At 53.1% G+C, this 11,761-nt stretch carries 15 protein-coding genes; 6 read left to right on the top strand and 9 right to left on the bottom strand.

What is annotated here, in order from left to right:
- The 5 genes from B2Z72_RS01350 to B2Z72_RS01330 all read left to right on the top strand — a co-directional run.
- On the top strand, positions 1-328 hold a 328-nt coding region (locus B2Z72_RS01350; protein ID WP_297004027.1), incomplete at its 5' end, for a hypothetical protein.
- A gap of 40 nt (positions 329-368) precedes the next feature.
- The gene (locus B2Z72_RS01345) at positions 369-896 is read left to right on the top strand and encodes a hypothetical protein (RefSeq protein WP_296982722.1); all 528 of its coding nucleotides are present in this window, start codon (positions 369-371) and stop codon (positions 894-896) included.
- 63 nt (positions 897-959) lie between these two features.
- Entirely contained in the window at positions 960-2,324 is a 1,365-nt protein-coding gene (gene yegQ, locus B2Z72_RS01340; RefSeq protein ID WP_296982723.1) for a tRNA 5-hydroxyuridine modification protein YegQ, read from the top strand.
- A 109-nt stretch (positions 2,325-2,433) separates the two neighbouring features.
- Positions 2,434-3,717: an ABC transporter substrate-binding protein gene (locus B2Z72_RS01335; RefSeq protein WP_296982724.1), complete on the top strand. Its 1,284-nt coding sequence runs from the start codon at positions 2,434-2,436 to the stop codon at positions 3,715-3,717.
- Positions 3,714-4,328 (top strand): RluA family pseudouridine synthase, encoded by a 615-nt coding sequence (locus tag B2Z72_RS01330; RefSeq protein WP_296982725.1) that lies wholly within the window; start codon positions 3,714-3,716, stop codon positions 4,326-4,328. Before B2Z72_RS01335 ends, B2Z72_RS01330 begins: the two co-directional genes overlap by 4 nt.
- On the opposite strand, the gene B2Z72_RS01325 is transcribed toward B2Z72_RS01330, so the two are convergent.
- From B2Z72_RS01325 to B2Z72_RS01290, 8 genes are all read right to left on the bottom strand, one after another.
- Positions 4,329-5,051: a DUF1461 domain-containing protein gene (locus B2Z72_RS01325; protein ID WP_296982726.1), complete on the bottom strand. Its 723-nt coding sequence runs from the start codon at positions 5,049-5,051 to the stop codon at positions 4,329-4,331. It lies immediately after the preceding gene.
- On the bottom strand, positions 5,048-5,887 hold the full coding sequence (locus tag B2Z72_RS01320) for an alpha/beta fold hydrolase (protein WP_296982727.1): 840 nt from the start codon (positions 5,885-5,887) through the stop codon (positions 5,048-5,050). The genes B2Z72_RS01325 and B2Z72_RS01320 overlap by 4 nt, the downstream gene beginning before the upstream one ends.
- A gap of 143 nt (positions 5,888-6,030) precedes the next feature.
- A complete protein-coding gene (locus tag B2Z72_RS01315; protein ID WP_296982728.1) occupies positions 6,031-6,813 on the bottom strand; it encodes an alpha/beta fold hydrolase in 783 nt (260 codons plus the stop codon).
- Positions 6,814-6,896: 83 nt separating this feature from the next.
- On the bottom strand, positions 6,897-7,364 hold the full coding sequence (gene sixA / locus B2Z72_RS01310; RefSeq protein WP_296982729.1) for a phosphohistidine phosphatase SixA: 468 nt from the start codon (positions 7,362-7,364) through the stop codon (positions 6,897-6,899).
- A 14-nt stretch (positions 7,365-7,378) separates the two neighbouring features.
- Entirely contained in the window at positions 7,379-7,657 is a 279-nt protein-coding gene (locus tag B2Z72_RS01305) for a DUF4389 domain-containing protein (RefSeq protein WP_296982730.1), read from the bottom strand.
- A 41-nt stretch (positions 7,658-7,698) separates the two neighbouring features.
- Entirely contained in the window at positions 7,699-8,724 is a 1,026-nt protein-coding gene (locus B2Z72_RS01300; protein ID WP_296982731.1) for an NAD(P)H-dependent glycerol-3-phosphate dehydrogenase, read from the bottom strand.
- 36 nt (positions 8,725-8,760) lie between these two features.
- Positions 8,761-9,249, bottom strand: a complete 489-nt coding sequence (locus B2Z72_RS01295) for an STAS domain-containing protein (protein ID WP_296982732.1) — start codon at positions 9,247-9,249, stop codon at positions 8,761-8,763.
- The gene (locus B2Z72_RS01290; RefSeq protein WP_296982733.1) at positions 9,246-10,418 is read right to left on the bottom strand and encodes a PP2C family protein-serine/threonine phosphatase; all 1,173 of its coding nucleotides are present in this window, start codon (positions 10,416-10,418) and stop codon (positions 9,246-9,248) included. The genes B2Z72_RS01295 and B2Z72_RS01290 overlap by 4 nt, the downstream gene beginning before the upstream one ends.
- Before the next feature lie 295 nt (positions 10,419-10,713).
- Here B2Z72_RS01290 and B2Z72_RS01285 point away from each other — a divergent pair, with 295 nt between their 5' ends.
- Positions 10,714-11,016 carry a PilZ domain-containing protein gene (locus B2Z72_RS01285; RefSeq protein ID WP_296982734.1) on the top strand — a complete coding sequence of 101 codons (303 nt, stop codon included), beginning with the start codon at positions 10,714-10,716 and terminating at the stop codon, positions 11,014-11,016.
- Between the two features lie 69 nt (positions 11,017-11,085).
- On the opposite strand, the gene nfuA is transcribed toward B2Z72_RS01285, so the two are convergent.
- Positions 11,086-11,676 carry a Fe-S biogenesis protein NfuA gene (gene nfuA / locus B2Z72_RS01280; RefSeq protein WP_296982735.1) on the bottom strand — a complete coding sequence of 197 codons (591 nt, stop codon included), beginning with the start codon at positions 11,674-11,676 and terminating at the stop codon, positions 11,086-11,088.
- Positions 11,677-11,761: the final 85 nt, after the last annotated feature.

The raw sequence follows: 11,761 nt of genomic DNA, 5'->3' as shown, positions 1-11,761 counted from the left end.
GTTCTGTGAATGGCGTGAACAGCTGCCGGATGCCGACAATCTGAACGAGGTCATTATTCAGCTGATCAGCTCCGCCGCTTACAGCGCCGTAGAAAGCCTGTTTGACCCTGAGTGTGACGACACCGATCTGCTGATCAATGCGGTTAACGAGATTTATGCAGATATGAAAGACGCCGGCTCGGACACCGCTGATTTTGAAGAATACTTTACCAGCCTGCTCGACGCCTGCGCAGAAGTGGTTAATGAAAACGCCGCGCGCCCATTGCCGGCCGCCTATTTCGATCTGCTGAAACAGGCTGATGCCAGCCTGTTTGGCCTGAGCCAGTAAATTCTGGCATGCTGCTTTGATAAAAAATGGAGAATTTATAATGAAAAGCCTGTCCGCCATTGCTCTGACCCTGCTGCTCGCCACTGCCAGCACCGTTCACGCACTGCCCCATGAACTGGACCGTCTGCGCCTTAAAGACCAGCATGAAACCCCGGTGAAAATTCCGACCGATACCCGTTTCCTCATTTTTGCCCATGATATGAGTGGCAAAGACATCGTCACTGAGTGGCTGGAAGGCAAAGAAGAAGGCTATATGAACACCAACCGCGTTGTGTACGTGGTTAACATCAGCGGCATGCCACGCATTATTGCCCGCATGTTTGCCATGCCAGCACTGCGTAAAAAGCCGTATCAGATCATTATTGATGAAGTCGGCCAGAAAACCGAAGACTGGGAATCCAGCGACGACAAAGTATCCGTTTTCACCGTTGATGATCTGACCGTTACCAACAAACAATTCGCTGCCAGTGTTTCCGAACTGGATGCTCTGGTTATCCCGGCGCCGGTTGAAAGTGAAGAACAGGTTCTGAGTGAAGATGCAGGCGCTGTCACCCCTGCCAGTGAATGATCACAGAGCGGCTAAACACTGATACAATGCCCGGGTTTTCCAACCGGGCATGACGACTTCCCAATGGCATCTGAATCTTCACAAAAAACCACCGCAACAATCACTCCGGAACTGCTTTCTCCTGCCGGAACCTTCCGTAATATGGAATACGCCTTCGCTTATGGCGCTGACGCCGTCTATGCCGGCCAGCCGCGCTACAGTCTGAGGGTACGTAACAATGACTTTACCCTGGATAACCTTGGTAAGGGCATCGCCCGCGCTCACGAGCTGGGTAAGCAGTTCTATGTCGCCAGTAATATCGCGCCACACAACAGCAAGATTGATACCTATATGCGCGATATTGAACCTGTTATCGGGATGCAGCCCGACGCGCTGATCATGTCAGATCCAGGCCTGATTATGATGGTCAAGGACCGCTGGCCGGACCAGGTCATCCACCTTTCTGTGCAGGCTAACGTGGTTAACTATGCGTCTGTGGAATTCTGGCGTCGTCAGGGTGTCAGCCGCATTATTCTTTCGCGGGAGCTGTCGCTGGATGAAATCGCTGAAATCCGCCAGCGCTGCCCGGAAATGGAGATCGAAGTATTCGTTCATGGCGCTTTGTGCATCGCCTATTCCGGCCGCTGCCTGCTGTCCGGTTATATGAATCACCGCGATCCGAATCAGGGCACCTGCACCAACGCCTGTCGCTGGAAATATGACGCCCACGAAGCTCAGGAAACAGCCTCCGGCGATGTTATTCCTGCTGGCGTTAACGAATTTGACCCGACACTCGGCATTGGTAAGCCAAGCGATAAGATCTTCCTGTTGCAGGAAGGTGGGCGCGACAATGAGTACATGCCGGCGTTTGAAGACGAGCACGGCACTTACATCATGAATTCAAAGGATCTGCGCGCAATCCAGCACATCGAAAAGCTGGTCGAGCTGGGCGTGCATTCACTGAAGATCGAAGGCCGTACCAAGTCCCACTACTATGTTGCCCGTACCGCGCAGGCTTACCGTAAGGCCATCGATGATGCAGTGGCCGGCAAAAGCTTTGATAAAAGCCTTATGGACACGCTGGAAAACATGTCCAACCGGGGTTATACCGAAGGCTTTTACCGCCGCCATGTACATGACGAATACCAGAACTATGAGCGTGGCGTATCAACCAGCACGCGCCAGCAGTTTGTTGCCGAGGTAACAGCGGATGATGGTAAGACTCTGACGCTGGACGTAAAAAACCGCTTTCAGACCGGAGATTTACTGGAATTGATGACCCCCGCCGGGAACGTTGAATTTACTCTGACGTCTATCACAGACAGGAAAGGCAATTCGCGCGATGATGCCCCTGGTTCTGGTTTCGTGGTGGTTATCGACCGCCCCGAAGGTTGTCCCGCAACCGATCTGAGTAAAGCACTTCTGATCCGCAACCTGCCAGAACAGTAACTTCCTGATCCTGGACAACATATCAGGCAGGAGTACGCGGCAACTATTGCACTATACTTACTGTCTGATGTGTAGTTTGTCATCTGCAAGCGGAAGACCAGAGGAACTCATGAAAAAACTGCTGTACGTCCTGTTGTTCGTAACTTCCTGCGCCTGCGCCAAACCAGACCCGGCGTCCACCACGGTTAAAGCGGAATCTGATGCATTTTTCGCCGAACTGAATACTGAGCACGACCTTGTTAAGCGCCACCCCCCTCTGCTGAAAAAGCTGATCAAAGACCACCTCGTCCCGCTGATCGATGAAGAATATATGGCCCGGCAGGTCCTTGGCGATAACTGGAAGCGTGCGTCTTTTTCACAACGGCAGGCATTCCTCGACACCTTCCGCAACAAGGTTCTGGAAACTTACGCTGACGCCTTCGCGGCTTATTATGGCTATGGCGTTACCTTCAGTCCGGCGGAGTATTCCGACAACCGCAAGAAAGCGTTGGTAAAAGGCACGATCAATGCGGAAGAAGGCGATGTGCCAATCAATTTCCGTATGTACAAAACCCGTAATCGCTGGAAAGCGTACGATATTCAGTTCAACGATATCAGTCTTATCCGGTCTTACCGCGAGCAGGTCGCGCGTAATATCCAGCAACAGGGACTCGCTCAGGCGATCTCGATTCTGGCCAAAGAGTATCAGGATCAGACGCCGGTCATTGAGTTCGGTGCTGTCAGCTGGGATCCTTACATGGCACCCGGTCTGCCCAATCAGGGGCTGGCGGTAGACATTGTCACTGAAGCGTTTGCCGAGCTGGGCTACCGCACCAAAGCAAACTTTATGTCCGGACCAAGCATTGAAGATAAAACCGATGAAGGCTCTCTGGCAGGCGATATAGCCGCCTGGCGCCGCGAAGGTCAGGATGATGAATACTTTTACTCTGCCCCCTACCTGTCCAACCGTCTGGTCTTTGCAAAACGCGATAATGATCCGTTCACCTTCCAGTCGCCTGAACAGATGTCCGGCTTCATTAAGGGTAAAGGGTATCGTCTGGGGCTGTATTCGGATGTCGATTATGGCAGCAGCATCAACCAGCAACTGGACGGATTCGTCATTGATCACCGTGACTACTGCTCTCAGCTGATCCGCGATGTCGGCAACAAGTCGCTGGATCTGGCATTGCTGGATCAATGGGCGGGGGCCATTCAGTTGCAGCAGAAACCCGCACTGGCCGAACACGTCACACTTCTGGATAATGCCGTCGGCGAACGGCTGCTGCGTATGCGCATCAAGCGTTCAACAAAGGATGCAGAAACCATTCTGGATGCCTTCAATACCGGGCTTGAGCGTATTAAAGCCAACGGTAAATACGCTGCGTTACTGAAACTCCATAAGTACCCTCAATGAATTTTGATATTTTGCATATCGATGAGCACATCATCGTTCTCAATAAGCCGTCGGGACTGCTCAGTGTCCCCGGCCTCTACAACAAAGATTCCGCTTTCGGCCGCCTGGCAGAGGTTTACGGCGAACTGCACATCGTTCACCGCCTCGACATGGATACCTCAGGTATCATTGTTTACGCCCGCAACAAAGCAGCACTGACCGCCATTCAGCAACAGTTTGAAAAACAGCAGACGCGTAAAGTGTATGAAGCCGTATTACTTGGTGTACTGCCCGGCTCTTATGGCTGCGTCAATCTGCCCATTTGCGTTGACTGGGCGAGACGACCACTGCAGCAGATCAGTCATACCCAGGGGCGTTATGCACTGACGCGCTGGAAAAAGATGGATGTCAGCAACAACCGCACCCGGCTTGAGCTCTTTCCCAAGACCGGTCGCTCACACCAGCTGCGCATTCATATGCAACAGCTGGGTCATCCTATTGTTGGCGACGTATTTTATGCGGGCGAAGAGGCAAAACAGGAAAAGCGTTTACTGCTGCACGCCCGTGAGCTGGATTTCAGGCACCCGGCCACAGGCGAGGCAATGGAAATAATCTGCCGCCCTGACTTCTGATCAGGCCGGCTTCTGTTTGCGCTGCCACCAGAGCAGCGCAACAATCAACACGGCATAAAGTACCGCGCCCGTGGCAGCAATCGCCGCAGCAATCCCACCGAACAGAAACGGCGCTTTCATCAGCGTACTCATCAGTGAATCCTGATAATAGAAAAACCACTCGTGATTATCCGGAAAGATCCACACATGCAGCTGGTAAAACACCTCTTTCGGACCGGCAATCAACAGCACAGCACCAATGATCACCAGCAATCCGGCCAGGCACAGCCCCTGGGCTTTCCATTGCGGCTGAATACCACGGCGCATAAGTCCGCGCCCGAGCACCAGTGCCACAACGGCAGCAGACATCCCCAGTAGTGAGATTTTCTCAATCAGATTGGCAACATCCTGCAGATGAACCACCTCCGGCTGACGCAGCAGAGGCTTGGTCTGACCGGCTTCTGTGGTGAATTTAATGTCCGCCAAACCCACGCCCTGATGATGAACGGCGTACACGATCTGATTAAAAAGATGGCTGTAAGCGGGCTTATCAAGGGTTTCAAAGCCACTGATATAACGATTCTGCGGTCCGAATTTATCGATGTGGGCGCCAATGTCGTACCAGTCGTACCAGAAATCATAGTTGTAGTTCTGCCCCGCCTGAATGTACCAGCCAGCGGTGAGGCTGGTTAAAAGTCCGCTGAACAACACAACAAACCACAGAATCTGGTGACTCTTTCTCATGCTAATCCTTCGATAAATTGACTGACTTCCGCGGCAATCGCCGGGCAATCTTCTGCCTCAAGATGAAAATGGTGATGACCTGCCAGGGACTTACAGATCATATTATTAAAGTAAGCCGCACGCTGATCGATGATCGCCTGCGGCACTATGCCCTGCTCGGCCCGGATTGCCAATGCCGGGACCTTGATCGCTGCCGCAAAGGCCGCAACCTGCTGTTCTGTCAGGCGCACACGGGACACATCGCGCAGCCGGGGATCCGTACGCCATACCAGTCCGGAATCCGCTGCCACAAGGTTACGTTCAATCACGGGTTGAATCGCCCCCGGCGTCAGCTGCGGGGTCAGCTTACGCCGCGCTTCGACTGCCTGTTCCACCGAGGCGTAAGGGCGCAAGCTATCTGCAGAACGGTCACGGCGCGAGACAATCGCTTTCGCCAGTTGCTGGGGCGCATCCTGCGCTTCCGTAGTAATGGGCCCGAGTGCATCCAGTGCGATATAGCCGCGACAGAGTCGCGGAAAAGCACCGGCGAATAACATCCCGATCGCGCTGCCCATGGAATGACCGAGTACAACCACCGGACTCTCAGGTGACACCTGAGTGACCAGATCGTATAAAGCCTCCACTGCACTCCAGATGGCATAATCTGCCCCTTCGCCTAACCAGTCGCTGCGACCATGGCCGGGCAAATCCGCGGCAATCACCTCACATTGCGGCAACAGCTCACACAGCAATGGGGCCAGCCTGGTGAAGCTGGCAGCATTATCCAGCCAGCCGTGTAATGCCAGAATCGTTACGCCGGACGTCTCGGCAGATTCAGCAACATTATCCGTGCTCATAGTTTCAGCGGCATGAACGGGTGAAGTTCCATTTCTGCGCAATTCCTCACTGCGCTGTCCACTCCAGTGCGACCCACTCCAATGCAGCCCGGTCAGCGTACCGTAACGACAGCGCCATGACGCAGAAGATGGTCTTATATCGCTCATAAGGCCTGCTCCAGCCAGTGATGAATGATTTCAGCGGTTTTCCCCGGATGTTCCAGTGGAAACATATGTGACCCGGGCAGCCAGCGCACTGACATGCCCAGTCGGCGTCGCATCAGCTCAGCATTGACCGGTTTAAAGACTTTACTTGCCCGACCGCCGACCACGCAGCCCGGCATAAGCAACGGCCGCTTAGCCCTGATGTTATCGGGAATTGTGCGGTAGATACTCAGCTCTGTCTCAGGATCAAATCTGAGTCTGACACCATCGCCACAGGGCTCGGTTCCGGCATCAACATAATCTTCCAGACAGCCCGGACCGAATCCTCTCATCAGGGTTTTAGCGGAAAAATAACTGAGGGCTTCTTCTCTGGAAGACCACTGTGCGCGCCGGCCATTACTGCGCCCACCCGGCGTGATCCGGTCAACTAACCCAAGTTTCTTCGCCATTTTCAGACCACCGGCCTGCAGACGGGTCAGTGCCGGCGCATCCAGCATAACCAGCGCTTTGATCAGGTCCGGGCGACGCACAGCCACCATCAGACTGAGCAGACCACCCAATGAATGACCAACCGCAATGACAGGCTGTTGGTACTCCTGCTCAAAGAAATGGATAAGCTCATTGCACAGCTGATCCCAGTTATTGGTTACGGGATAGAGAGGATTGTGCGCCAGACGGTCGGTCACCCGTACGTCGTAATGTTCAGCAAGAATGCCCAGCATCTGGCGGTAACTGCCGCCAGGGAAACCATTGGCATGGGAGAAATGAAGGATGTCACTCATATTATTGTAATGCCGGACCGGCTCCATTTTCACAGGAGCCGCTAAGCTACCGTCTGTCCGCGCATCACACAAGGAGATGTCGGTCAGATACCGTCCAGAACCGGATACCAGACGCCTTTGACGGTCATACAGCCGGAGGCAGCAATATCCCCCTCCAGTTGCCAGACTTCAGCCGGCGACCAGGGCTGATCGTAGATCTCGCCATCAACCAGAACCGCCGCCAGATGACCTACCAATGGCAGATGAGACACCAGAATCAAATCATTAGTGCACGCCGTCAGATCGTCCAGCAAGGCTTTCAGATTGGCGTCTGGTGTCAGGTTTTCGCTGGTTTCAATCTGGGTACCCAGCGCTTCACTGATGGCTGCAGCAGTCTGCATTGTTCTCTGGAAGGGGCTGGCAAGAATCTGCACAGCATCTTCTCCCACCTGCTCTTTCAGCCATGCAGCTGCCCCTTTCGCCTGTTTTTCACCCTTTGCGCTCAGACTGCGGCTGCTGTCGTTCACGGCGCCCTGAATTGCGGAGCCATGGCGCACAATATAAATTTTCACTGACGGATACCCTGCTACTCATCATCAGCAGGCCAGTCTTTGAACGGAAAAGGTTTTTCTTCACTGCTGCCGGATAAATAGTGCACGATCTGCTGAATGTAGATACCCAACGACTTACCAAAAGAAGCCAGCGCTTCATTTGGCTGTCCGGACAACAGGCGGAACACCCATTGCGCCAGAGTAACAACCAGCAAAACCAGATCGAGCACCCGGTACACCAGAAAGAAAAGTGCGATGTATAACGTTCTCAACCAGAAAGCATCGGACGTTACATTCTCTTTAAAATCGTTCATTTCTGACCTCATGGATTTCTGCTGCAGCAGACGCTGGTGAATTAAATTTCATGTCGTGGCAACGCAAACTCAACATCGGATGCGGCATCACCTGTCATCAGCCCCTGAGCAACAACCCGGGGATCGGCGCCATTGAAGAGTACTTCATATGCGCCCATCACAAGGGGCATATAGATACTGGATTCCGCAGCTTTTGCCCTGACATAACGCAAGGTATTTACACCTTCAGCCACTTCGCCCAGTTCGTCGATGGCTTCATCAAGGGTTTTACCCTGACCGATGGCGTAACCGACCCGGTAGTTGCGGCTCAGTGGTGACATACAGGTCACCACCAGATCGCCGACGCCGGCAAGCCCGAGAAACGTCAGTGGGTTCGCTCCCTGAGACACAGCAAAGCGGCTCATTTCTGCCAGTGAACGGGTAATGATCATGGCCTTGGTATTCTCACCCATGCCCAAAGCGGCTACAAAGCCGGAGACGATGGCATAAATGTTCTTCAGTGCACCGCTCAGCTCCACACCATAAAGGTCGTTGGAAGCATAAACGCGGAAGTAATCACAGCTCAAAGCTTGTTGAAGATTACGTCGTAAGTCACTGTTATCACTTGAAAAAACAGTCGCCGCTAATTCGCGCTTGGCGATTTCTTTGGCAAGGTTCGGACCGGACAGCACGCCAATCGGATTGTCCGGGCACAGCTCTGCCAGTACCTGACTCATCAGATTAAAGCCTTCCGGCTCAATGCCTTTGGTGGTACTGATCAGCGCCTGTTCCGGCGTCAGCCAGTCTGCGAAGGAATTCACCACTTCGCGCACAGACTTACTGGGTACTGACACGAAAATCGCATCCGCACCGGTCACCGCTTCCTGCAGCGACACCGAAGCCCGCAGCTCAGGATTCAGCTGCACACCTGGCAGGTACTGTTCGTTATGATGTTTGTCGTTGATTTCGTTGGCTGCGTCTTCATTGCGCAGCCAGAGAGTGGTCTGAATACCATTATCGGCAAGGATGTTACCGATAACCGTACCAAAACTTCCGCCGCCAATTACGGCTGCTGATCGTATAGCCACAGGGCCCCCAGGCTTTCCGGATTAAACAGAGGACGGTCAGTTTCCGTCTGATTCGAGAGAGTCTACCAGTTCTCTGAACGCATCTTTATTCTTATCGTTCAGATTCATCAGCACCCGGTGTGCAGAGATGACCTGCTCCCGTGCTGTATCTTCATCCAGTGACTCTGCCACCCATTCACAGAACTCGGCTTCATCTTCGAAGGGCTCATCCATTATATGGAAAACCTGATCGAAGCCCATACTCATAAGAATACGGGTAATACCAGGGTTCGGGCTGGCAATGGTAGGTGTAATGCCGAACTTTTCCCGGCACACAATGGAAATCTTGGCCATCTGACCAAGTGTGGTGCTGTCGACACCTTCTGCATAAGAGAGGTCGATCACAACATTATCGAACTTACCCGCTGACAGAATTTCGTCCAGGTAATTTTCAAAGGCCGAGCTCAGATTCAGGCGCACATCACCGCGCAGACGTATGACGTGCACGCCACGACAAAACGCTACCTGTATACTGCCTGAATTCATAAACGTCCCCGTCGTACCGCCATCAGGGCGATGTCATCCGGTAAATCATCAGTGGTGCCAGCACCCAATTCGCTGGTCAGCACAGACAGATCACCTCTGCTGCGCACGGCAACATCGAGCAACAGAGCTTCCTTATCATTCAGAGTAGACTCTTTCATGATTTCCAGTATGCCGTCAGAGAACATCAGCAACGCAAAATCCGCTTTGAGGGTTGCGCTGTACTCCTGATATTGGGCTTCACGGAACAGGCCGACCGGCATGCCGCGCCCTTCCAGATAGCGACCGCCTTCGTCATCCAGCAGTACAGGCATAGGAAAATGACCACCGACACTGTAGCGCATTTCCAGAGTGCGGGTGTCGATCACTCCGTAAAACATTGTCAGGTGTTTTTCCAGCTCAGATGCCAGCAGCTCGGAATTGATGCGATCCAGAACCTGTGCCGGATGCATCAGATCGTCGCTGGAGCCACGCTGACGGTTGCGGCGCAGGCGATAGGTAAGATTTTTAAGCAAGACCGTGACAAAGGCGGATGAAGCGCCATGGCCTGACACGTCGGCGATATAAAACGCCAATTGATTGTCGCCCAGCTCAAAGTAGTCAAGAAAATCACCACTGAGCATCAGAGACGGGTAAATCAGGTGTTCACAATGAATCGATTCGTAGTCCAGCGGATCAGGCAGCATTCGTAACTGCGCCTGTCGCCCTGCCTGCTGATCTGCGCGCAGCTCATTCAGGCCACGCTGCAGCTCACGATTGGTCTTTTCCAGGTGTTCGCGGTAAGCGCGGTTGTCACACTCAAGCCGGGCACGCTGCAGGGCTTTTTTCAGGGCGTGATGCAGCACTTCCAGATCAAGGATGGGCTTAACCAGAAAATCGTCTGCGCCGAGACGCAGTGCTTTGACGACATCATCCATAACGCCTGCGCCACTGACGACAATGACCGGCAGATCAGGATAATCTTTTTTGATGAGTTCCAGCAGTTCAATGCCGTGCATACCCGGCATTTTAAGATCGCAGACGACGATATCCGGTATGGAGCGGGCAATAGACTCCAGTGCCTCGGTTGCATTGCCTGCCGCCGCAGCCCGGTATTCGTAATCGTCAAGAAAGGCGATCATGCTGTCACGAACGGTTGAATCATCATCGATGACCAGCACGCTAGCGGCCATTCGTTGCTCCTGGATCTGTGCCTGCCGGATTGTTATGTGACAGTGCCTGTTGCGCAAAGAATACTGTGATTCCGGCGAACACTACCCCCAACCGCAGCACCATGCAATCCCCTTCCTGCCTAATCGGTCAGAAATAGACGATTACGATCTTTGTCTGATCGTTTTTTGCTCCGATTAACGATAAACAGGCTATGAACAGAGCCCCGAACTGGCACAGAGCATGCTGAATATTTCTCAATGTACAAAATTTAGACAGCAGTGCTAGCATCGAACGAACCCATCAAGGAGAACGCCCATGACAAGCCTGGCCCGCAACTACCAAGAAAAAAGGGACTTCATCCGTATGCAGGTCTCAGCACCGGCCGTGCTGACCCTCGACAACGGCAAACATATTGAACTAACCTGCCTCGATCTGAGCAGCAGTGGCGTTCAGCTACAGCATTATGAGCCGCTGCCGGTCAATATCGGCGGCTCACTGGTTATTTCCAGTGGCGGTGGCTACACCAATCCACTGGAAGCCCACATCACCATCTGCCGCATACAGCAGTCGGGCAATGACGAATACCGCATCGGTGCTGTCATCGACAACATTCGCTGAAATAAAAAAGCCCGCAGATGCGGGCTTTTTTACAGTCTTTGTCTGTCCGTTCAGAACAGACGCAGCGCCTTATTTAAAATAAGCGTTGTCTGCCTGCGTGTGGTCAGTCACGTCGCGGACACCATTCACTTCAGGGATCTTGGCGACAAGGGATGCCTCAACGCCGTCTTTGAGGGTCATATCCACCGCGCTACAGCCCTGACAACCGCCACCAAACTGCAGGATGGCAATGCCTTCGTCGGTGAATTCAACCAGACTGACTTCGCCGCCATGAGACGCAAGCCCCGGGTTAATCTCTGTGTACAGCAGATAATTGATGCGCTCTTCCACCGGGCTGTCGGCATTTACCTTCGGCATTTTGGCGTTTGGTGCCTTAATCGTCAGCTGACCACCCATGCGGTCTTTGGCGAAATCGATGACCGCTTCTTCCAGGTAGGGAATGCTCATACCTTCAACAAAAACCTTGAGCTTTTCCATGTCCTGAATCATATCGGTGTCATGAACTTCTTCCGGGCGACAATAGGCCAGGCAGGTTTCAGCGTATTTGGTGCCCGGCTGGGTGATAAAAACCCGGACCGCCATCCCCTCTACATTCTGTTTGGCCAACAACTCGGCCAGATACTCTTCTGCATCCGGGGTGATGGTGATGTAACTTGTCATGGTAACTCCCTCTCTAATCTGCTGACATTGTAAACCATGGCAATCCCGCAACAAAATACCCAAGCAAAATGGTTGGATAAGACAC

Source organism: Thalassolituus sp. UBA6592, from assembly GCF_002433655.1.
In the GTDB taxonomy this organism is placed as follows: domain Bacteria; phylum Pseudomonadota; class Gammaproteobacteria; order Pseudomonadales; family Oceanobacteraceae; genus Venatoribacter.
The sequence above is the reverse complement of the archived record's forward strand: the minus strand, read 5'-3'. Positions and strand labels throughout refer to the sequence as shown.